This is a genomic window from Streptomyces sp. NPDC093111 (genome assembly GCF_040683955.1).
Taxonomy (GTDB): domain Bacteria; phylum Actinomycetota; class Actinomycetes; order Streptomycetales; family Streptomycetaceae; genus Streptomyces.
In genome coordinates this window covers 77,906-98,062 of sequence record NZ_JBFBNW010000004.1, presented here as the reverse complement: position 1 = coordinate 98,062, position 20,157 = coordinate 77,906, and the positions used below count along the sequence as shown (strand labels likewise).

The window sequence follows — 20,157 nt, the reverse complement described above, 5'->3', positions numbered from 1 at the left end:
CCTCAATCGCCTCACTTCGCCTCGGAGTACCGCTCCACCGTCGCCGTCGTGAACGGGAAACGCACCGGCGTCTCCCCGAACGCGATCCGCCCCGCCTCGTCGCCCGCCGCGCGGATCGCCTCCGTGACCGCCGCCGCCTCCTCGGCCGGGCAGTGCACGATCACCTCGTCGTGCTGGAAGAAGACCAGCTCGGCCCGCATCCCGGCCAGGGCGCGGCGCAGGGCCGCCAGCATCAGCAGGGCCCACTCGGCGGCGCTGCCCTGGACCACGAAGTTGCGCGTGAAGCGGCCCCGGGCGCGGGCGTCGGTCGACGCGTACCCCGGCACGTACTGCTCGGGGGCGTCCTCCGCGGCGGCGGTGGCCTGCGGCAGGCCCGCCTCCTCGTCCTCACCGCCGCCCGCCGCCCGCGGGCTGGTGCGGCCCAGCCAGGTGCGCACCAGGCGGCCCTCCTCGCCCGCCTTCGCCGCGTCGTCCACGTACGCCACGGCGCGCGGGAAGCGCCGGCGCAGCGCGGCCAGGTTCTTCAGGCCGTCGCCGCTGGTCTGCCCGTAGACCGCGCCGAGCAGCGCCAGCTTGGCGTGGTCGCGGTCGCCGGAGAAGGCCCGGTCGGAGAGCCGGGTGTACAGGTCGTCGGGGTGGCCCGCGACCTCCATCAGGCCCGGGTCGCGGGAGATCGCGGCCAGCACCCGTGGTTCCATCTGGTCGGCGTCGGCGACCACCAGCCGCCAGCCCTCGTCGGCGACCACGGCCTGCCGGATCACCTTGGGGATCTGCAGCGCCCCGCCGCCGTTGGTGGTCCAGCGTCCGGTGACCGTGCCGCCCGGCTGGTACTCGGGGCGGAAGCGCCCGTCGCGCACCCAGTCGGCCAGCCAGGACCAGCCGTGCGCGGTCCAGATCCGGTAGAGCTTCTTGTACGCGATGAGCGGCGCGACCGCCGGGTGGTCGAGCTCCTCCAGCTCCCAGCGCCGGGTGGAGCGCACCCGGATCCCGGCCCGCGCGAAGGCCCGCACCACGTCGGCGGGCAGGTCGGGCCGCACCCGGTGCCCGAACGCGGCGGACACCTCGTCGGCCAGCTCCACGAGGCGGCGCGGCTCGCCGCCGCCCGCGTACCGCTCGCCGAGCAGTCCGCGCAGCACCTCCCGGTGCACGTCGGCCCGCCAGGGCAGGCCGGCCCGGTGCATCTCGGCGGCGACCAGCATGCCCGCGGACTCGGCGGCGGTGAGCAGCCGCAGCCGCCCCGGGTGCTCGGCCCGGTCGTGCCGCCGCTGCTGCTCCGCGTACACGTCGAGCAGCGCGTCGAAGGGGAGTCCCGCGGCGGGCACCGGCTCGAAGAGGGAGCCCTGCGAGCCGGGTTCGGCGGCGCGCTGCGGCGGGTCGGGGGGCACCGGCGCGTTCCGCAGGCGGGCCCAGGCGGCGGCGGCCGAGCGGGGCTCGCCGAGCCGGCCCTCGTGGCCGAGGAGGAGCTGTTCGGCCACCTCGACGTCGTAGCACCGCTCGACGCGGACGCCGGCGGCGAGCAGGCGCGGATACACCTCGGCGGTGGCGCGCCAGACCCAGCGGGCGACGTCCGGGCGGGAGCGGACGGCGGCCACGAGGTCCGGCTCGCGCCGCACCTCACCGACGGGCAGCCCCTCGGGCCCGAGGGCGACGAGCAGCGCCCCGTCCCCCTCCGGCTCGGGCGCGAGTGCCCACCTCTCGGTCACGAGTGCGAGTCTGGCACCCGCCACTGACAATCACCGGGAGGCGACCCGAGCGGGTGGCCCGCTCCCGCTCACGCCGCCTTGTGGAAGAGGGCCGCGGCCTCGCCCCGGGATCCGACGCCCAGTTTGTTCAGGATGTTGGCCACGTGGAACTTCACCGTGGACTCGCTGATGTGCAGCTCCTGCGCGATCTGCCGGTTGCGGTGCCCGAGCGCCAGATGGGTCAGCACCTCCACCTCGCGCTCGCCGAGCCCGGTCAGCGGGCTCATCGCCGCGACCGGGGCGTCCGGCGTGGCGAGCGGCACGGTCGCCGTGAGCGTGGTGCCCCAGCCGGGCACGGCGTCCAGTTCCAGGCGCCCGCCCAGCACCTCAAGGCGGTCGGTGACGCTGCCCGCGCCGAGCGGGCAGGCGTCGAGCAGCCCCGGCCCGTCGTCCCGCACGGTGGCCCGCAGTTCGTGCTCGGTCAGGGTCCAGCCGACGTGCACCCGGGAGACGGCCTCCTGCTCCAGGACGATCAGGAGCAGCGCCCGGACGATCGCCCGCGTGCCGTGCGCGACGTCCGCGGGCAGGGTGCGGACGGACTCCGGCGGGCCGAGTTCGAGGCGTACGGGGCTGTGCCGGAGCATCGGGCGCAGGACGTCGGAGAGCCGGGCGAAGGCCTCCAGGGCCGGTTCCTCGGCGACCGACCTGTCCCGCTGCGACTCGGCCCGCAGCTCGATCAGGGACGACACGGCCAGGTCGGTGGCGGTCGCGCGGGCGGCGGAGTCGTCCAGGGCGCGGCTGCGCAGCACCCCGAGGAGCCCGGAGAGCGCGGCGGCGTGCGCGGTGGTGAGCTCGGCGGTCACCCGCGCCCGGGTGTCGGCCGCCGTCCGGGAGCGGGCCAGGGCGTCCGGCACGGCCTCGCTCGCGAACCGGTCGAAGTGGCTGGTCACCAGGTCCCACAGGGCCTGCGCCAGGCCGAGTTCGGCCGCGCCGGCCGGCTCGGCGCCCTCCTCCCGTACGAGGACGAGGACCGACCCGCGGGGCGTGGCGTCGCTCCGGACCGCGACCACCTCCCGCTCCGCCCCGCCGACCCGGGCGGGGCCCTGCCAGGGCTCGCCGGGGACCCCGGCGGCGAGCAGCGGGGTGAGCTCGGCGGCGGTGAACGGCAGCTCCGCGCCGCCGCTCCGCTTGAACGGCGAGTGCGCGCAGTGCGTGGACAGTTCGACCGCCGCGTGGTGCGGGATCAGCGGCGCGAGGACCTCGGAGAGGCGCGGCAGGATCTCGCCCAGCGGCTGCCGGATGACGTCGTGCGCGGCCAACAGGGCGCTGGTGGCGGTCAGTTCCATGCGGGCAAGCCTACGGCCGTCCTTTCGGTCAGGTGGGACTGTCCGTTCGGGCGGCGGGGCGGGGGAGGGCCCGGGCGGATGCTTGATCCATCGAGACGGATCACAACGCACTTCCGCGGATCACCGAAGACGGATCCGCGGCGGGGAGACGGGGAGTCATGGAAGCGATCGTGTACGAGGAGTTCGGCGGCCACGAGGTCCTGCGCCACGAGTCGGCCGTGGCCGTGCCCGAGCCCGGCGCGGGCGAGGTGCGGGTCAGGGTGGCGGCGGTCGGGGTCAACCCGGTGGACTGGAAGCGCCGTTACGGCTGGGTCGAGGAGTTCTACCCGACGACCTTCCCCGCCGTCCCCGGCCTGGAGTTCGCGGGCACCGTCGACGCGCTCGGCGAGGGCGTGACCGGAGTGCGCGTCGGCGACGAGGTGTTCGGCTGGACGAAGACCGGCGCCTACGCCGAGTACGCGATCGCCGGGACCTTCGCCCCCAAGCCCGCCGGCCTCTCCTGGGAGCGGGCCGCGAGCATCCCGGTCGCCGGCGAGACCGCGCGGCGGGTCCTCGACCTGCTGGACGTCGGCGCGGGCGAGACGCTGCTCCTGCACGGCGCCGCCGGTGCGGTGGGCGCGGTGGCCGCGCAGCTGGCCGTCGCGGCGGGCGTGACGGTGATCGGCACGGCCTCGGAGCGGAACCACGCCTTCCTGCGCGAGCTCGGCGTGACCCCCGTGACCTACGGCGAGGGCCTCGCCGACCGGGTCCGCGCGGCCGCCCCGCAGGGCGTCGACGCGGTCTTCGACGCGGCGGGCCACGACACCCTGCCGGTCTCCGTCGAGCTGCTCGGCGGCGAGAAGTCCCGCATCGTGACCATCGCCGCCCCGGACGCCCACGAGCACGGCATCGTCTTCTCCGGCGTCACCGTCGAGGAGTCCGCCGCCCGCCGCCTCCTCACCGAACTGGCCGCCCTGGTGGCCGACGGCCGGCTGCGCCTCGACCTCGCGGAGACCTTCCCCCTGAAGGAGGCCGCCCGCGCCCAGGAACTCAGCGAGTCGGGGCACGTCCGCGGCAAGCTGGTGATCCTCCTCTAGCTCCGGGGGATCCCGCCGCCGGGTGGGCTCCGGGGGATCCTGCCCGCCGGGTTGGCTCTGGGGGGACTCCGCCGCCGGGTGGGCTCCGGGGGATCCTGCCCGCCGGGCTGGCTCCGGGGGACCCCGCCGCCGGGTTGGCTCTGAAGGACCCCGCCCGCCGGGCCGGGCGCGTGCCGGCTCAGAAGCGGCCCGCCTTGACCACGGTGTGCCCGGCCGCCGCCGCCCGCCCGTAGAAGGCCCGCAGGTCCCGGTGCCGGCCCCGGAAGATCTCCAGGACCAGGGCCCCGGCCCAGCCCGGGCCGACGGTGGCGAGGATCTTGGCGCCCGCCGCCTCCCACAGCGCCTCGAAGGGGACGTCCGCCAGGAACGCGGCGGCGACGCGGACCTCGGCCGGTTCGAGCAGGATCAGCGGGGGGTGCGGGAGCTCGTCGCCGGGCGCCCCGGCCGGCTGTCTGCCGCCGAAGACCGGCAGCCATCCGGCGGCGTCGCCGCTCGCCGAACAGAGCTCGTGGACCAGGTCGAAGTCCTTCTCGATCCAGCAGGCGACGCCCGCCGCGCACTCCACCTGATGGTGTTCCCAGGCCCTCGCCATGAAGGCGTCGAGCCAGGCGTGGTCGTCCAGGATCTCGGCCTCCGCCGCGGCCCGCATGTGCAGGTGCATGTGCACGGTCCCCCCGTTCGACGGCCCGCACACCGGACCGACGGGCGAAAACCTACCCGTACGCACCGACAGCAGACCCCGGCACCTCACCTGGTCACGGGGTCGCCGGGAACCGGAGGGGGCGACACGGGGGTGCGGCCCCGCCGGACGGCACGGGACAGGGACCCGGCTCCGACCCCGGTCCCTGTCCCGTCCCGACTCCCCAGCCTCTCCCGTCAGCGCGCGAGCCGCCACGCGGGGAGCGCCGAGGCACCCGTCGCCGCCACCGCGCACACCCCCGTCACGGCCGCCGTCGGTATCCACGGGACCGCGAGCGCGACCGGTGCGGAGAGCGCCGCGAGCCCGGCCCCCAGGCCGGCCAGGCAGACCGCGGCGACGGCCAGGCCCAGCACCGCGCCGATGCCGACGGCCAGCAGCGCCTCGCCCGCGACCACCCGCAGGACCTGCGCCCGGGTGGCCCCGGCGAGCCGCAGCGAGGCCAGTTCCCGGCCGCGCACGGAGGTCGCCATGAGCAGAGTGTTGGCGAGGGCGATCACCGTGTAGAGGACGGCGATGCCGAGCACCAGGAACAGGCCGAGCCGGGTCTGCGGGGTGCTCGCGGCCGCGGTGGGGAAGGCCGCCGCGGCCCAGGCGTCCGCGGTGCGGACGGTCCCGCCCGGCACGCGCGCGGGCCGGGCGGCGTCGATCCGGTCCACGGTCGCGCCCGGGGCGTTCGCCCAGGTCACGTACGGCCCGTTGTCGCCGGTCCCGCGCGCGAGGACGGCCGCGACCCGCAGCCGTACCGGCCCCCGGCCGTCCGCCGTCCACACGTCCACCGGCTCGCCGACCCGGTGCCGCTCGAACTCCTCGGTGACGACGATCGACCGGTCGTCCAGGTCGCGCGGGTCGCCCGCGACGACCGGCAGCCGGGCGTACGAGGCCCAGGCGGCCGGGTCGGCCACGGCCCGCGCCCCGTACTTGACCACGGCCTCCTCCCCCTCCCGTACGAACACGGAGGTCGCACCGGTGGCGGACCCGGCCCCGGACCGGGGCAGTCCGGCGCCCGTGGTGACGTACGCGGCGCCCGTCTGCCCCCGCGCCTCCGCCGCCTTCGCCCCGGCCACGGTCGCCGCCGAGCCGAGCAGGGTGCCGGTGAGGGCGACCGTCACCAGGACCGGGGCCGCGACCGCGGCGGTCCGGCGGACGGCCGCCGCGCCGTTCTCCCGAACGAGCGTCCCGACCGCCCCCGGCAGCCGCACGGCCCGGGCGGCGGGGCGGACGAGCAGCGGGGCGAGCAGGGCGGCGCCGGTGACGAGGAGCATCGGCTGGGTGACGTACGTCTTGCGCTTCAGGAGCTCGGACGGCTCCGTCGCGCACGTCCACACCAGCAGGCCCAGGCCGCCGAGCAGCAGGGCCGCGCCGAGCAGGGCCCGGCCGAGGGGGAGGACGCCCGCGTCGACGTCCGCCTCGCGGAGCGCGGCGGCCGGGCCGATCCGCCCGGCCCGGCGGGAGGCGGCGAACGCCCCCGCGAGGGCGACCGTCACCCCCGTCCCGAACGCGACCGGGAACGGCCAGGTCACAGCGCCGCCGCCGATCGTGAACCAGTCCGGGGCGACCCCGCCGTCCACCAGGACCCGGCCGAGCCGGGGCGCGCCCGCCGCCCCGAGCAGGCAGCCGGCCGCCGAGGCGAGGACGCCGACGCAGGCCGCCTCGGCGAGCAGCGTCCGCCGCACCTGCCCGGCGGTGGCCCCGGCGGTGCGCAGCAGCCCGTACTCGCGCCCGCGCAGCGCGACCGCGAAGGCGAAGGTGGAGGCGACGACGAAGACGGAGACGAAGGCGGTGACACCGCCCGCCGTGCCGAGCAGGGCGTCGAGGGTGACGAGGGCCTGCGCGTCGCGGCCCGCGTCGGGGTCGGCGAGCCGCCGTCCGTCCCCCGTGAGCACCCGGGCCCGCCCGCCGGCCAGGGCCCGCACCTCGGCGGCGGGGGCGTCGACGCCGACGGCGTCCGGTCCGCCGGCGGCGGTGACGGTCCAGCGGGCGCGCAGCTCGCGCAGGAGTTCGGTGTCCACAGGCTGTGGACGGTCGAGCGGGAGGTCGGCGACGGCGGTCCCGGGCCCGCGCCGCACCTCGGCGGAGAGCCGGTCCTGACCCTGCACGACCACGGGCGAGGACGCGAATCGCTGCGGGGCCCGCTCGGGGGCGTGCGCGGTGGCGGCCAGCCCCAGCCCCATGACGACGAGCAGCCCTACCCCGAGCCCGAGCGCGAGGAACCCGCCGAGGAAGGAGGCCCAGCGGGCCCGCAGCCCGGCGAGGACGACGGTCAGCACGAGCGGCCTCCCGTCGCCGTAGCGGTAGCCGTAGCCGGCTCTGTTCCTGTCGCCGTCGCCGTCTCCAGCCCCGCCATCCGCGCGGCGACCGACTCCGCCGTGGGCGCGTGCAGTTCGCCGCGGACGCGGCCGTCGACCAGGAAGACCACCCGGTCCGCGCGGGCCGCCGCCGCCGGGTCGTGGGTGACCATGACGAGGGTCTGCCCGTCGTGGTCGACGAGCCCGCGCAGCATGTCCAGGACCGCGCGGCCGGTCGTGGAGTCGAGCGCGCCGGTCGGTTCGTCGCCGAACAGGACGGCGGGGGAGGTGATCAGCGCCCGGGCCAGCGCGACCCGCTGCTGCTGCCCCCCGGACAGCTCGCCCGGCCGGTGCCGCTCGCGCCCCGCGAGGCCCACCCGGTCGAGGGCCTCGCGCACCCGGGCCCTGGACGGGCGGCGCCCCGCGAGCAGTAGCGGCAGGGCCACGTTCTGGGCGGCGGTCAGCGAGGGCAGCAGGTTGAACGACTGGAAGACGAAGCCGATCCGGTCCCGCCGCAGCAGCGTGCGCCGCCGCTCGCTGAGACCGTCCAGGGCGACCCCGCCGACCTCGACCGTTCCGGCGGTGGGCCGGTCCAGGCCGGCCGCGCACTGGAGCAGCGTGGACTTCCCGGAGCCGGAGGGGCCCATCACGGCGGTGAAGCCGCCGGTGGGGAAGTCGAGGTCGACGCCGTCGAGGGCGCGGACGTCTCGGTGATGGCGGCGCAGGCCGCGGAGCCGGACGGCGTAGGAGGTCATGGCCCAAGCGAACCGTCCGCGCCGTCCCGGATCACGCCCGCAGGCGGGCGTCACGGGGGTAGTGCCGGCCCTACCCCCGGCGGCGACCTGGGACGATGGCGGGTGGACACCCAGGGTGTGGAGGAGCGAGGCGCAGTGCGGTCGAGGAGGCACCCGGCATGAGCAGAGGCACCGGCAGCGGCAGGCGCGGCGGCGCGGACACCGGCAGCGGCGGCGGCAGCGGTACGGGCTCCCGTACGGGCTCCGGTACGGGCTCCGGCCGGCGGGGCGGCGCGGACAGCCGCACCGGCTCCGGCTCCGGTACGGGCTCGCGCACCGGCTCCGGCTCCCGGACCGGCTCCGACACCCGCACCGGCACCGGCTCCACCGACGGTACGGGCGAGGCCGTCCGTGTCGTCGAGGAGGCGCTCAAGGCGCTGTACGGGAACGACGACAGGGCGCTGGACACCGCCGCCTCCCTGCTCGCCGCCGCCCCCGGAGCCGACGCCGAACTCGCCCGGCGCGGCGAGGAGTTCGTCCGCTCCCTCTGGGCGCGCGGCTGGCAGCCGGCCGACCTCGCCCGGCTGGTCCGCCGCGACCTCGCCGAGGAGCACCTCCGGCTGCTGTCCGGCCTCGTCCGCGCGGAGACGGCCCGCTACGAGCGTCTCCCGCACCGCTGGCAGGCCCAGCTCGACGCACTCGAACCGGCCGGCTGGACCGCCGACCGCTTCTCGTACGCGACGGGCGTCCTGGAGCTGTACCGGCTGTTCGTCCGGCTGCCCCGCCTCGACGCGGTCGGCCCCGTGCCGGGCGAGGCCCTGCCGCCGCCCGTCGCGGGCGAGCCCAAGACGCTGAGCCGGATCCGCGCGCTGCTCGCGAAGGCCGAGGCGACGACGTACGCGGAGGAGGCCGAGGCGCTGACCGCCAAGGCCCAGGAGCTGATGGCCCGCCACAGCCTCGACGAGGCGACCCTCGCGGCGGGCGCGCCCTCGCCGGAGACGCCGGGCGCGCTCCGGATCGGCGTCGACGCGCCGTACGAGCAGGCGAAGGCGATCCTGCTGGACGCGGTGGCGACGGCCAACCACTGCCGGGCGGTGTGGAACGAGGGGCTCGGCTTCTCGACGGTCGTCGGCTTCGAGGCCGACCTGGACCCGGTGGAGCTGCTCTACACCTCGCTGCTGGTGCAGGGCACGGCCGCGATGACCCGGGCGGAGGCCGAGCAGCGGGCCGGCGGACGCAAGCGCACCAAGTCGTTCCGCCAGTCCTTCCTCCTCGCCTACGCGAACCGGCTCGGCGCCCGGCTCTCCGCCACCTCCCGCCGGGTCGCCGCCGAGGCCCCGACCCTCCTGCCCGCTCTCGCCACCCGCGAGGTCGCCGTCACCGCCCGCACGGACGAGCTCTTCCCGGAGACCCGCACCAGCAGGGTCCGGGCCGCCTGGGACGAGGACGGCTGGAACCACGGCACGACGGCGGCGGACCGGGCGGGCCTGGGGGCCTCCGGCCGGGCGCCGCGGGGCGAGATCCGCTGAGGCCAGGCGCGTCCACGGTGGAGTGAACGGGCGCCCGGCGTCCTGGACGCTGCCGGAGCGTGCCTGTTTGAGTGCGACGCGTAAGCGAACCTCCTGGTTCGTGTCCTGCCCTCAGGAGAGCCGCGTGTTCCGTCTCGACCCTTCCTCCGCCCGCGGGATCGCGCTCGCCGTGCTCGCCGCGCTGACCTTCGCCGCCGCCGCGCCGGGAGGTGCGGCGGCGGTGCCGGCGCCGGAGCCGGTGACGTGGGCGGCGCTCGGCGACTCGTACACGTCCGGCGTGTTCGTCGGCGACCCGAGCCCGGCGCTCGGCAGCGCTGACCGGGACGGCTGCGACCGCACGACGGGCGCCTACCCGAACCTCGTCGCGGCCGCGCTGGCGGCCGACCCTCCCCGGGGCCGCGCGGTGCGGCTGACCGACGTCAGCTGCGCCGGCGCCACCATCGGCCAGATCGCCGCGGCGCGGCAGACCCCCATCAGCCCGGTGCGGGCCCCCGAGGGCGGCTGGCCCGCCGTCGCCGAGCAGGTGGTCCGGGCCGGGCTGGACGCGCGCACCGACGTGGTCACGATCGGCGTCGGCGGCAACAGCCTGTCCTTCGGCGGGATCTTCACCTCCTGCCTGCTCGCCGGCACGGGCCGGCCCGACGGCGCCACCCCGTGCCGGGACGCCTACGAGGCGGGCGGCCCGCCCCTCGACCCCGAGCCGATCCAGGACAAGTACGACCGGGTCGCCCGGGAGTACGCCGCCATGCTGCGGGCGGTCCGCCAGAAGGCGCCCGGGGCCGAGATCGTCACGGTCGGATACCCCGCGATCTTCCCGTCGGACGCCGCGGGCTGCGACCGCCAGGACACCAGCGAGCTGGCGGCGGACATCGAGGGCCTCGGCCGGATCTCGGCCACCCACGGGGACATCGCCTGGCTGCACGACGTGCACCGCCACCTGAACGGGATCGTCCGGGCCGTCACGGAGCGGGCCGGCGGCACCTACGTCGACACCGCCACCGGCAGCGCCGGCCATGACGTCTGCCGGCCCCGTGCCGTGAAGTGGGTGGAGGGCGTCTGCGGCGAAGCCGCCGCGTACTGGCCGGACGCGGTCGCCGTCGGCCCGCTCACCCTGACCTGCGACGGCGGCAGCCGCGCCACGATCGTGCACCCCAACGCGGCCGGCCACGCCGCCCTCGCCGCCCGAGTCGAGGCCACCCTCCGCTCCGTACTGACCCGCCCGCACCGGGCCTGACCCGCCCCGCCCGACCGGACCCGACCGGGCCTGACCCGCCCCGCCCGACCGGACCGCACCGGACCGGACCCGACCGGGCCTGACCCGCCCCGCCCGACCGGACCGCACCGGACCGGACCCGACCGGGCCTGACCCGACCCGCCGGACCGGACCGCACCGGGCCGGACCCGACCGGGCCTGACCCGACCCGCCCGACCGGACCGCACCGGGCCGGACCCGACCGAGCCTGACCCGACCCGACCCGACCCGACCCGACCCGACCCGACCCGCCCCGACCGCACCGGGCCCGCCTCGCCCCGACGCGGTGGCCCGGGCCCGGACTTCCCCGGCTGCCCCCGCCCCCGCCCCGGGCCCTCCGGCCGCCCCCGCCGGGCCGTCCGGGCCGCTCCCGCGGGTCCTCCGGGCCGGTGCCCGGCGGGCCGTCCGGGCCGCGCTGCCCGCGTCGCACCCCGACAGCGACCCTGAATGCCCGTTTCGCCCCACATCGCGGCTAGGCTCGCCTCATGAGCTGGCTCCGGGCGCTGAAGGAGACCGCGCGCTCGGGGCTCTCCGTCGAGCGGCGGCGGCTGGAGCCCGCCGTGGCCGCGCGCGGGGCGCTGGGGCTGGCGCTCGTCGTCGGGGTGTCGCTCGCGTTCTTCGGGCCCACGGTGGCGGCCTCGTCCGCGTTCGGCGCGTTCCAGGCGGCGATCGCGACCTTCCAGCGCTCGTACCGCCCCCGCCCGACCCTCGCGCTGGCCTCCGGCGCGAGCCTCGCCGTCTCGACCTTCCTCGGCTACCTCACCGCCTCCCACACGGTGCCCTTCCTCGCCCTGCTCGCCGTGTGGACCTTCCTCGCGGGCATGGCCTGGGCCGTGGGGCCGACCGTCGGCATCATCGCCGGCTCCAACGTGGCGATCATGCTGATCACGGTCACCCTGCCGACCTCGGTCGCCACCGCCGCCGGGCACGCCGCGATGATCGCCGTCGGCGGTCTCGTGCAGGCCGCGCTGATCGTCGTCCTGCCGGTGCGCCGCTGGGGCGCCCAGCGCGACGCGCTCGCCGACGCCCTCGCGGCGGAGGCCGACTACGCCCGGCGGCTGCGCCACGACCCGATCGCCTCCTTCGACCCCGTCCCGCTGATGACGGCCCGCAGCGCCGCCGCCGTCACCCCGCGCCAGGCCCGCCGCCGCCCCTCGGAACTGCACGGGGCGCGCGGTCTGGCCGAACGGATCCGGCCGGTGCTCGCCTCGCTCGCCGACCCGGCCGTCGGCGCGCCCGCCGAGGGCCCGCAGCGGGACCGGGTGCGCGAGCTGCTGGCCGCGGCGGGCGAGGTGCTGGACGCCGCCGCGCACGCCATCCGGCACGGCGAACCGGTCGAGCTGCCGCCCGCGGCCGTCGCCGCGCTGCGCACCCCGGACACCGGCGCGGTCCTGACGGGCGCGCCCCGCCGGGCCGCGACCCGGCTGGCCGCGCTGCTCGGCGACGTGATGGAGACCGCCGAGCCGCGCACGGAGACGGCCGCCGAGGCCCGGGCCCGCCCGACCCTGGTCGCGCTCGTGCCGGTGGCGCTCGCCAGGATGCGCGCCGAGCTGCGCCACGAGTCGCCGATCCTGCGGCACGCGGTGCGGGTCACGACGGTCGCCTGCGCCGGCTATCTGATCGGCACGGCCCTGCCGCTCGGGCACGGCTACTGGGCGCCGATGGCCTCGGTGATGGTGATGCGCCCGGACTTCACGCAGACGTACGCGCGGTCCGTCGCCCGCTTCGGCGGCACCCTCGTCGGGGTCACCCTCGCGTCGGGGATCGTGCAGGCCGCGCATCCGGGCGTGTACGGCTCGGCGGCGCTCGCGGTGCTGTGCGCGTTCGGGATGTACCTGCTGATGCGCACGGGGTACGCGATGAGTCAGGTCTTCCTCGCCGCGTACGTGGTCTTCCTGCTCGGCATGGCCGGCGAGGGCCTCTCCCAGACCATCCGCGACCGGGTCCTGCTGACCCTCCTCGGCGGCCTCCTCGCGATGCTCTCGTACGCGGTCTACCCGGCCTGGGAGACGCCGCGGCTGCGCGGCCGGCTCGCGGACTGGCTGGTGGCCGACGGGCGGTACGCGGCGGCCGTCGTCGCCCGCTACGCCGACCCCGGCGGGTCCTCCTGCCCCGATGTGCGCGAGGCCCTGCTCGGCACCCGCACCGCGCGGATCGCCTGGCAGGAGGGACTGGCCCGGGCGACCCACGAGCCGGTGCGCCACCGGGGCCTGTCGCACGCGGCGGCGGACGAGGCCGCGGACGCGCTGGCCCAGCTCGGCCGGGTCGCCATGCTCCTGGAGGCCCACCTGCCCGAACGCGGCGCGCCGCCCGTCCCCGAGGCCGCGGCCCTGGCGGAGGCGCTGCGGCGCTGTACGGAGCGGGGTGCGAAGGCGGTCCGGGAGCGCAAGGTGCCGCGCTGGGACGAGCTGCGGGAGACGGTCGGGGCGTGGGCCGCGGGGGAGGGGGCGCCGGACCACTTCCTGCTGCGCAAGGGCGCCCCGCTGCTCCTGGAGGCGCTGGACGACCTGTCGCTGGCGCTGACGGAGTCGACCCGGACCTAGCGCCCGCTCGAACCGGCACCCGGCCGCGGGAACCGTCTGACCTGCCGTCAAGTCCTTCTACACACAGTCGCGTAGTCGATACGCCACCCCGCGTGCACGTGCATCTGCTCATGCACCGCTATATGAACGAAGCTATGATCCGGAGAAGTTGACACATGCACCAAGCATCTCGGGGAGCTACCAGTGCACCACGCGCATCACGCGTACAACGGCATGGCGGCCACGGAGCTTCGTGGTGTCGTGTGGCAGAAGAGCCGGCACAGCAACTCCCAGGGATCCTGTGTGGAGTTCGCCAAACTGCCGGGCGGCGAGGTCGCCGTCCGCAACTCGCGGTTCCCCGACGGCCCCGCGCTCGTCTACACGCCCGCCGAGATAGAGGCCCTGCTGGCCGGCGTCAAGGACGGCGAGTTCGACCACCTGGTGTGAGCCCCGCACCGACCCGGACGTACGAGAGGGCCCCGGCGGCTGCTGCCACCGGGGCCCTCCGTCGTTCCGTACCGCTACTACGGACCCAGCTGTTCCGTACCGCTACTCCGGACCCAGCCGGAACAGCGCCCACACGACCTTGCCGTGCAGCGTGCCCGCCAGCGGGTGCCAGCCCCAGCTGTCGCTGAAGGACTCCACCAGGAACAGCCCCCGGCCCGACTCGGCGGCGAAGTCCTCGCCGCCCTCGCGCGCCTCCGGGCTCTCCTGACTGGGGTCGCGCACGGCGCACACGAGACGTGAGGCCCAGCGCATGAGGTGCAGGCGAACGGGTGGATTCAGGCCGTCCTCGTACGCCGGTGCCGAGTCCGCCGGCACCGCGTGCCGCAGCGCGTTGGTGACGAGCTCCGAGACGACGAGGGCCACGTCGTCGAACCGGTCCGCGAGATCCCAGTTGGTGAGTGTCCGACTGGTGAACTTCCGTGCGCCGCGCACCGCTTCGTAGCGGGGCGGCAGGGCGCAGGAGGCGGAGTTGGAGACGGCCGCGGGATCGATCGGCGGGAGGCCCTGCCGTAACGGCTCGAGCATGGTCGATCCATTCGGTCCCATGCGAGGCACTCCCGGGAATCGCGACTGTGGTGCGACAACTGGTGCGACAACGGTGCGGCAGCACGCGCGAGTACACGGCTGTGCGGGCTCCATGGTTCCGAATGCGCGGTGGGGATGCAAGGGCAGATGCACGTGCACGCGCCGGACCTGTCCGTCCGCGTGCCGAATCTGTGCATAAGTCGCCCCGGACGGGTGACCCCGGTGCCCGGAACCCACCGCCTATCCGTAATCGAATGTGTACGCGCTGAAGCGTTTAGTGGCAGAATCCTGGGCTCGACGGGGGCTCGGCATCGGATTGATCCAGATTGATCTTGAGGGGCGGGAGCACCGTGATGGGGAGGCTGGAGCCGTGACGGCAGGCGAATCGAGCGGGGCGAGCGGGAGTGTGGTGCGCCGCATCCTGTTGGGCTCCCAGTTGAGGCGGTTGCGTGAATCGCGCGGCATCACCCGGGAGGCGGCCGGGTACTCGATCCGCGCCTCCGAATCCAAGATCAGCCGTATGGAGTTGGGAAGGGTGAGCTTCAAGGCCCGGGACGTCGAGGATCTGCTCACCCTCTACGGGGTCGGCGACGAGACCGAGCGCGGTTCGCTCCTCGGCCTGGCCCGCGAGGCGAACGTGGCCGGCTGGTGGCACAGCTTCGGCGACGTCCTGCCCGGCTGGTTCCAGACCTACATCGGCCTCGAAGGCGCCGCCTCCCTCATCCGCATCTACGAGGTCCAGTTCATCCACGGCCTGCTGCAGACCGAGGCATACGCCCACGCCGTCGTCACCCGCGGCATGCCCGGCGCCCCGCGCGCCGAGATCGACCGCCGCGTCGCGCTGCGCCTGGAGCGCCAGAAGGTCCTGGTCTCCGAGCGCGCCCCGCAGTTCCACGCCGTGCTCGACGAGGCCGCGCTGCGCCGCCCGTACGGCGACCGGTCCGTCATGCAGGGGCAGTTGAGGCATCTCATCGAGATCTCGGAGCACCCCAACGTCACGCTCCAGGTGATGCCCTTCAGCTTCGGCGGCCACGCGGGCGAGAGCGGCGCCTTCACCATGCTGAGCTTCCCCGAGTCCGACCTCTCGGACGTCGTGTACCTGGAGCAGCTGACCAGCGCCCTCTACCTGGACAAGCGCGAGGAGGTCGCCCAGTACGCGCGGGTGATGGAGCGGCTGCGCGGGGACAGCCCCGACCCGGCCGAAAGCCGCGACCTTCTGCGGGGACTCCTCCAACTCTCCTGATACGTCAGTACGATGACGTGACATCAGTGCGTCAGTGGGTCAGTGCGTCACCGACGCGTCCGTCCGTGCCGACGTCCGCCGCAGCGGGTAAAGGGGTCTTGTTCATGTCGTCTGTCTTCTCCGGCTTCACCGAACTGGCCCTCCAGTACATCGACGGCGAGTGGAAGCCCGGCAGCGGCTCCTGGGACATCATCGACTTCAACCCGTACACCGGGGAGAAGCTGGCCGCGATCACCATCGCGACCGCGGCCGAGGTCGACCAGGCCTACCGGGCCGCCGAGCGGGCCCAGGCGGAGTGGGCGCAGACCAACCCGTACAGCCGCCGGCTGGTCTTCGAGCGGGCGCTGCGGATCGTGGAGGACCGCGAGGAGGAGATCGCCGAGGCGATCGTCGCCGAGCTCGGTGGCACCCGCCTCAAGGCCGCCTTCGAGCTGCACCTGGCCAAGGAGTTCCTGCGCGAGGCGATCCAGCTGTCGCTGCGCCCCGAGGGGCGCATCCTGCCCTCGCCGGTGGACGGCAAGGAGAACCGGGTCTACCGCCTGCCGGTCGGGGTCGTCGGCGTCATCTCGCCGTTCAACTTCCCCTTCCTGCTGTCGATCAAGTCGGTGGCCCCGGCCCTCGCCCTGGGCAACGGCGTCGTCCTCAAGCCCCACCAGAACACCCCGGTCTGCGGCGGCACCCTCGTCGCCAAGGTCATGGAGGACGCCGGCCTGCCGCCCGGCCTGCTCAACGTCGTCGTCACCGACATCGCCGAGATCGGCGACGCCCTGCTGACCCACCCGGTGCCCAAGGTCATCTCCTTCACCGGCTCCGACGGCGTCGGCCGGCACGTCGCCACCGTCTGCGCCCAGAACTTCAAGCACGCCGTGCTCGAACTCGGCGGCAACAGCGCCCTGATCGTCCTCGACGACGCCGACCTCGACTACGCGGTGGACGCGGCCGTCTTCAGCCGCTTCGTGCACCAGGGCCAGGTGTGCATGGCCGCCAACCGCATCCTGGTGGACCGCCGGCTGGAGCCGGAGTTCAGCGAGAAGTTCGTGGCGAAGGTCAGGACCCTGCGGGTCGGCGACCCGGCCGACCCCGCCACCCACATCGGCCCGCTCATCAACTCCCAGCAGGCGGAGGCCGTCTCGGCACTCGTCGACCAGACGGTCGAGGCCGGCGCGACCGCGCTGCTGCGCGGCACGGTCGAGGGCAACGTGGTGTCGCCCTCCGTCCTCACCGGCATCGCCCCCGACGCGCCGGTCCTCGGGCAGGAGATCTTCGGCCCGGTGGCCCTGATCGTCCCCTTCGACGGCGAGGACGAGGCCGTGCGCATCGCCAACGACACCCCGTACGGGCTCAGCGGCGCCGTCCACACGGGTGACATCGAGCGGGGTGTCCGGATCGCCAAGCGCATCCACACCGGCATGATCCACATCAACGACGGCACCGTGCACGACGAGCCGATCGTCCCCTTCGGCGGAGAGAAGCGCTCCGGCATCGGGCGGCTCAACGGCGAGGCGATGATCGAGGCCTTCACCACGCAGAAGTGGATCTCGATCCAGTACAGCCGCAGCCGCTTCCCCTTCTAGGCCATCCGTAGGACGCCCGCGTCTAGGACATCATCTGACCTAGATGGACCGTAAGTTGGTCGGTGTCGGAGAGAACGCCGACCAACCTACGGAGGGTGGACATCATGGTGGCTCTGGTTCCCATCGAGCAGCAGGGTGACGAGCGGGGCGCGTTCCTGAACTTCGTGCAGTCGCAGCGCGAGGCGCTGATCCGGGCCTCCCTCGGCCTCACGGAGGAGCAGGCGGCGAGCCGCCCGAGCGTCAGCGAGCTCAGCCTGTCCGGCCTGATCAAGCACGTCGCCGAGGTCGAGCTCAACTGGCTCCGGCTGGCCCAGCAGCGCCCGAACGAGCGGCAGCGCGACGAGGGCACCTGGGCCGAGGGCTTCCGGCTCGTCGACGGCGAGACGATCCCGCAGATCGTGGCCTTCTGGCAGGGCGTGGCCAAGGAGACCGAGGAGTTCGTCCGGAGCGTGCCCAGCCTGGACGACACCTTCCCGCTGCCGCCCGCGCCCTGGTTCCCCGAGAACGGCCGGGTCTCGATCCGCTGGATGCTGCTGCACCTGGTCCAGGAGATGGGCCGGCACGCGGGCCACGCCGACATCATCCGGGAGACCCTGGACGGCAAGGGCTCCTTCGATCTGATCGCCCTGGAGCGCCAGGGCTGAGCCGCCCGCCCTACCCTGGTCAAAGTTGACCAGTGAGTCAGGGAGGTCCGTGGGATGTCGGCGATCCGTCTTCTCGTCCTGGGCGCGGTCAAGCAGCACGGCCGCGCCCACGGCTACCAGGTGCGCAACGACCTGGAGTACTGGGGCGCGCACGAGTGGTCCCACGCCAAGCCGGGGTCGATCTATCACGCCCTCAAGCAGATGGCGAAGCAGGGACTGCTGCGCGCCGACGAGAGCGCGCCCAGCACCGCGGGCGGTCCGCCGCGGGTCGAGTACGAGATCACGGACGCCGGCCGCGAGGAGTACCTGCGCCTGCTGCGCGAGGCGGTCTCCACCTACGACCAGCAGATGGACGTCCTGTCGGCGGGCGTCGGCTTCCTCGTGGACCTGCCGCGCGCGGAGGCCGTGGAGCTCCTGCGGGAGCGGCTGCGGGGCCTGGACGCGTGGCGGACCTCGGTCACCGAGTACTACACCCCCGAGGGCGGGCCGGAGCAGCTCGGCCACATCGGGGAGATCATGCACCTCTGGGTCCATTCCGCCGACGCGGGCCGCGCGTGGACGCTCGGCCTGATCGAGCGGATCGAGGCCGGGGCGTACGTGTTCGCGGGGGAGGGCGACCCCTTCGTGGGCGTGCTGGCGGAGGGCGAGGAGAACCCGTTCGCGGAGTGACGCGGGCGCCGGGGCGTTCCTCGGCGCCGGCCGAAGAACCTCCTAATCAAGTTTGACTAGCTGCTCGCAGGGGCATAACCTCCGCCGCGAGCGACTGGTCAAACTTGACTACCTGGAAGGGGTGTCGATGGACGGCGACGCGATCCTCATGGAGGGCGCACGGAAGCGGTACGGCGACAAACCCGCCCTGGACGGCCTCGACCTGGCCGTACGGAGCGCCACGGTGCACGGCCTGCTGGGCCCCAACGGCGCCGGCAAGACCACGGCCGTACGGGTCCTGGCCACCCTGCTCCGCCACGACGAGGGCCAGGTGCGGGTGGCCGGCTTCGACGTACGGCGACAGGCCGGCGAGGTGCGGCGCCGGATCGGGCTGCTCGGCCAGCACGCGGCACTCGACGAGGAGCTGTCCGGGCGGCAGAACCTGGAGATGTTCGCGCGCCTGCACCACCTGGGCGCGCGCCGCGCCGGAGCGCGGGCGGACGCGCTCCTGGAGCGCTTCGGCCTGGCCGACACCGGCCCCAAGGCCGTACGGACGTACAGCGGCGGCATGCGGCGGCGGCTCGACCTGGCCGCCTCCCTGATCACCGAGCCGGAGGTGCTGTTCCTGGACGAGCCGACCACCGGCCTCGACCCGCGCGGCCGGGCCGAGGTCTGGGACGCGGTGCGCTCCCTGGTCGGCGGCGGCACCACGGTGCTGCTCACGACCCAGTACCTGGAGGAGGCGGACCGGCTCGCCGACCGGATCTCGGTGGTCGACCGGGGCCGGGTGGTCGCCGACGGCACCCCCGACGCGCTCAAGTCCCGCGCGGGCCGGGACAGGATCGACGTGGTCGTACGGGACGGGGCACGGCTCGCCGAGGCGGTGCGGGTGCTGCCGTTCGGCCCGGGGGAGGCGCACGTCGACCGGGACCGGCGGCGGATCAGCGCCCCCGTACGGGACCGGATGGCCGCGCTCACCGAGACCGTGCGGGCCCTGGAGGCGGCCGGGATCGAGGCGGAGGACGTCGCCCTGCGCCGGCCGACGCTGGACGAGGTCTTCCTGCACCTGACCGGCCCGCGCGCCGAGGCCCCGGCGGAGGTGGCCGCGTGAGCACCGCGTACCTGATGAGCGACTGCTGGACCATGACCCGGCGGGAGCTGGCGCACTGGGCCCGGCAGCCCGTCCAGGTCGTCGTCGGCCTGGTCTTCCCGGTCATGATGCTGCTGATGTTCGGCTACCTGGTCGGCGGCGGGCGGGCCGTCGACGGCGACTACGTCGACTTCCTCGTCCCCGGCATGCTCACCCTGACCATGGTGTTCGGCCTCGAAGGCACCATGACGGCGGTGACGCGCGACCTCGACAAGGGCGTGATCGACCGCTTCCGCTCGATGCCGATGGCCGACGGCGCGGTGCTCGTGGGGCGGGCGAACGCCGACATGCTCCAGTCGTGCGTCGGGCTGCTGCTGATGGTCGGCGTCGGCCACGCGATCGGCTGGCGGACGCACGGCTCCTTCGGCGCGTTCCTCGGGGCGATGGGGCTGCTGCTCCTGCTGCGGTTCGCGATGCTGTGGATCGGCATCCACCTGGCCCTGGTCGCGGGCCGCGCCGAGCTGGTCCAGGCGGTGCAGATCCTGGTCTGGCCGTTCGGCTTCCTCTCCAACGCCTTCGCCGCGCCCGCCTCCATGCCGGACTGGCTGGGCGCGGTCGTGGAGTGGAACCCGATGTCGGCGACGGCGACGGCGGTCCGGGAACTGCTCGGCGGCCCCGGCGGCGAACCGGGCTGGACCGGCCTCGCGGTGGCCTGGCCGCTGGTCCTGCTCGCGGTCTTCCTCCCGCTGGCGGTACGGAGGTTCGGCCGGCTCGGCAGGTAGCCGAGGGGCCGGGCGGGT

The 20,157-nt window shown here is 75.1% G+C and carries 17 protein-coding genes; 11 read left to right on the top strand and 6 right to left on the bottom strand.

Translation table 11 applies throughout. The features are described from left to right. Nucleotides 1-11: 11 nt before the first annotated feature. Both AB0Q96_RS07540 and AB0Q96_RS07535 read right to left on the bottom strand, forming a co-directional pair. Nucleotides 12-1,703, bottom strand: coding sequence for a bifunctional 3'-5' exonuclease/DNA polymerase (locus tag AB0Q96_RS07540; RefSeq protein WP_365322664.1), 1,692 nt, complete (start codon nucleotides 1,701-1,703; stop codon nucleotides 12-14). A 68-nt stretch (nucleotides 1,704-1,771) separates the two neighbouring features. Further along, a complete protein-coding gene (locus AB0Q96_RS07535) occupies nucleotides 1,772-3,028 on the bottom strand; it encodes a LuxR C-terminal-related transcriptional regulator (RefSeq protein WP_365322662.1) in 1,257 nt (418 codons plus the stop codon). Nucleotides 3,029-3,186: 158 nt separating this feature from the next. Between AB0Q96_RS07535 and AB0Q96_RS07530 the strand changes: the two genes are divergently transcribed. Beyond that, nucleotides 3,187-4,104, top strand: a complete 918-nt coding sequence (locus AB0Q96_RS07530) for an NADP-dependent oxidoreductase (protein WP_365322660.1) — start codon at nucleotides 3,187-3,189, stop codon at nucleotides 4,102-4,104. Nucleotides 4,105-4,282: 178 nt separating this feature from the next. Here AB0Q96_RS07530 and AB0Q96_RS07525 read toward each other — a convergent pair whose 3' ends face one another. From AB0Q96_RS07525 to AB0Q96_RS07515, 3 genes are all read right to left on the bottom strand, one after another. Further along, nucleotides 4,283-4,765 carry a DUF1877 family protein gene (locus tag AB0Q96_RS07525; protein ID WP_365322658.1) on the bottom strand — a complete coding sequence of 161 codons (483 nt, stop codon included), beginning with the start codon at nucleotides 4,763-4,765 and terminating at the stop codon, nucleotides 4,283-4,285. Nucleotides 4,766-4,980: 215 nt separating this feature from the next. Next, a complete protein-coding gene (locus AB0Q96_RS07520; protein WP_365322656.1) occupies nucleotides 4,981-7,071 on the bottom strand; it encodes an ABC transporter permease in 2,091 nt (696 codons plus the stop codon). Then, the gene (locus tag AB0Q96_RS07515) at nucleotides 7,065-7,844 is read right to left on the bottom strand and encodes an ABC transporter ATP-binding protein (protein ID WP_365322654.1); all 780 of its coding nucleotides are present in this window, start codon (nucleotides 7,842-7,844) and stop codon (nucleotides 7,065-7,067) included. Before AB0Q96_RS07515 ends, AB0Q96_RS07520 begins: the two co-directional genes overlap by 7 nt. Nucleotides 7,845-8,002: 158 nt before the next feature. Here AB0Q96_RS07515 and AB0Q96_RS07510 point away from each other — a divergent pair, with 158 nt between their 5' ends. The 4 genes from AB0Q96_RS07510 (at nucleotide 8,003) to AB0Q96_RS07495 (ending at nucleotide 13,573) form a co-directional block, all read left to right on the top strand. Beyond that, nucleotides 8,003-9,352 carry a DUF2786 domain-containing protein gene (locus tag AB0Q96_RS07510; RefSeq protein WP_365322652.1) on the top strand — a complete coding sequence of 450 codons (1,350 nt, stop codon included), beginning with the start codon at nucleotides 8,003-8,005 and terminating at the stop codon, nucleotides 9,350-9,352. A 124-nt stretch (nucleotides 9,353-9,476) separates the two neighbouring features. Beyond that, nucleotides 9,477-10,586, top strand: coding sequence for an SGNH/GDSL hydrolase family protein (locus AB0Q96_RS07505; protein ID WP_365322650.1), 1,110 nt, complete (start codon nucleotides 9,477-9,479; stop codon nucleotides 10,584-10,586). Nucleotides 10,587-11,089: 503 nt separating this feature from the next. Next, nucleotides 11,090-13,147: an FUSC family protein gene (locus AB0Q96_RS07500; RefSeq protein WP_365322648.1), complete on the top strand. Its 2,058-nt coding sequence runs from the start codon at nucleotides 11,090-11,092 to the stop codon at nucleotides 13,145-13,147. 213 nt (nucleotides 13,148-13,360) lie between these two features. Continuing rightward, nucleotides 13,361-13,573, top strand: coding sequence for a DUF397 domain-containing protein (locus AB0Q96_RS07495; RefSeq protein WP_329428368.1), 213 nt, complete (start codon nucleotides 13,361-13,363; stop codon nucleotides 13,571-13,573). 102 nt (nucleotides 13,574-13,675) lie between these two features. Here AB0Q96_RS07495 and AB0Q96_RS07490 read toward each other — a convergent pair whose 3' ends face one another. Beyond that, entirely contained in the window at nucleotides 13,676-14,179 is a 504-nt protein-coding gene (locus AB0Q96_RS07490; RefSeq protein WP_365322646.1) for an ATP-binding protein, read from the bottom strand. Between the two features lie 349 nt (nucleotides 14,180-14,528). Here AB0Q96_RS07490 and AB0Q96_RS07485 point away from each other — a divergent pair, with 349 nt between their 5' ends. The 6 genes from AB0Q96_RS07485 to AB0Q96_RS07460 all read left to right on the top strand — a co-directional run bounded on the left by AB0Q96_RS07485 (nucleotide 14,529) and on the right by AB0Q96_RS07460 (nucleotide 20,139). Further along, nucleotides 14,529-15,401, top strand: coding sequence for a helix-turn-helix transcriptional regulator (locus tag AB0Q96_RS07485; RefSeq protein ID WP_365322644.1), 873 nt, complete (start codon nucleotides 14,529-14,531; stop codon nucleotides 15,399-15,401). A gap of 104 nt (nucleotides 15,402-15,505) precedes the next feature. Further along, a complete protein-coding gene (locus AB0Q96_RS07480) occupies nucleotides 15,506-16,975 on the top strand; it encodes an aldehyde dehydrogenase family protein (protein WP_365322642.1) in 1,470 nt (489 codons plus the stop codon). A gap of 104 nt (nucleotides 16,976-17,079) precedes the next feature. Beyond that, on the top strand, nucleotides 17,080-17,619 hold the full coding sequence (locus AB0Q96_RS07475; protein ID WP_365322640.1) for a DinB family protein: 540 nt from the start codon (nucleotides 17,080-17,082) through the stop codon (nucleotides 17,617-17,619). A gap of 54 nt (nucleotides 17,620-17,673) precedes the next feature. After that, complete coding sequence (locus AB0Q96_RS07470; RefSeq protein ID WP_365322638.1) at nucleotides 17,674-18,288, top strand: PadR family transcriptional regulator; 615 nt, start codon at nucleotides 17,674-17,676, stop codon at nucleotides 18,286-18,288. Between the two features lie 127 nt (nucleotides 18,289-18,415). After that, nucleotides 18,416-19,378, top strand: coding sequence for an ATP-binding cassette domain-containing protein (locus tag AB0Q96_RS07465; RefSeq protein WP_365322636.1), 963 nt, complete (start codon nucleotides 18,416-18,418; stop codon nucleotides 19,376-19,378). A 14-nt stretch (nucleotides 19,379-19,392) separates the two neighbouring features. After that, nucleotides 19,393-20,139 (top strand): ABC transporter permease, encoded by a 747-nt coding sequence (locus AB0Q96_RS07460; RefSeq protein WP_365323289.1) that lies wholly within the window; start codon nucleotides 19,393-19,395, stop codon nucleotides 20,137-20,139. Nucleotides 20,140-20,157: the final 18 nt, after the last annotated feature.

Bases quoted from the DNA above. Each gene is read 5' to 3' on its own strand.
- AB0Q96_RS07535 (WP_365322662.1), bottom strand. From the start codon at position 3,028: ATGGAACTGACCGCCACCAGCGCCCTGTTGGCCGCGCACGACGTCATC.
- AB0Q96_RS07525 (WP_365322658.1), bottom strand. From the start codon at position 4,765: ATGCACCTGCACATGCGGGCCGCGGCGGAGGCCGAGATCCTGGACGAC.
- AB0Q96_RS07470 (WP_365322638.1), top strand. From the start codon at position 17,674: ATGTCGGCGATCCGTCTTCTCGTCCTGGGCGCGGTCAAGCAGCACGGC.
- AB0Q96_RS07515 (WP_365322654.1), bottom strand. From the start codon at position 7,844: ATGACCTCCTACGCCGTCCGGCTCCGCGGCCTGCGCCGCCATCACCGA.
- AB0Q96_RS07480 (WP_365322642.1), top strand. From the start codon at position 15,506: ATGTCGTCTGTCTTCTCCGGCTTCACCGAACTGGCCCTCCAGTACATC.
- AB0Q96_RS07475 (WP_365322640.1), top strand. From the start codon at position 17,080: ATGGTGGCTCTGGTTCCCATCGAGCAGCAGGGTGACGAGCGGGGCGCG.
- AB0Q96_RS07500 (WP_365322648.1), top strand. From the start codon at position 11,090: ATGAGCTGGCTCCGGGCGCTGAAGGAGACCGCGCGCTCGGGGCTCTCC.
- AB0Q96_RS07465 (WP_365322636.1), top strand. From the start codon at position 18,416: ATGGACGGCGACGCGATCCTCATGGAGGGCGCACGGAAGCGGTACGGC.
- AB0Q96_RS07495 (WP_329428368.1), top strand. From the start codon at position 13,361: ATGGCGGCCACGGAGCTTCGTGGTGTCGTGTGGCAGAAGAGCCGGCAC.
- AB0Q96_RS07510 (WP_365322652.1), top strand. From the start codon at position 8,003: ATGAGCAGAGGCACCGGCAGCGGCAGGCGCGGCGGCGCGGACACCGGC.
- AB0Q96_RS07460 (WP_365323289.1), top strand. From the start codon at position 19,393: ATGAGCGACTGCTGGACCATGACCCGGCGGGAGCTGGCGCACTGGGCC.
- AB0Q96_RS07530 (WP_365322660.1), top strand. From the start codon at position 3,187: ATGGAAGCGATCGTGTACGAGGAGTTCGGCGGCCACGAGGTCCTGCGC.
- AB0Q96_RS07490 (WP_365322646.1), bottom strand. From the start codon at position 14,179: ATGGGACCGAATGGATCGACCATGCTCGAGCCGTTACGGCAGGGCCTC.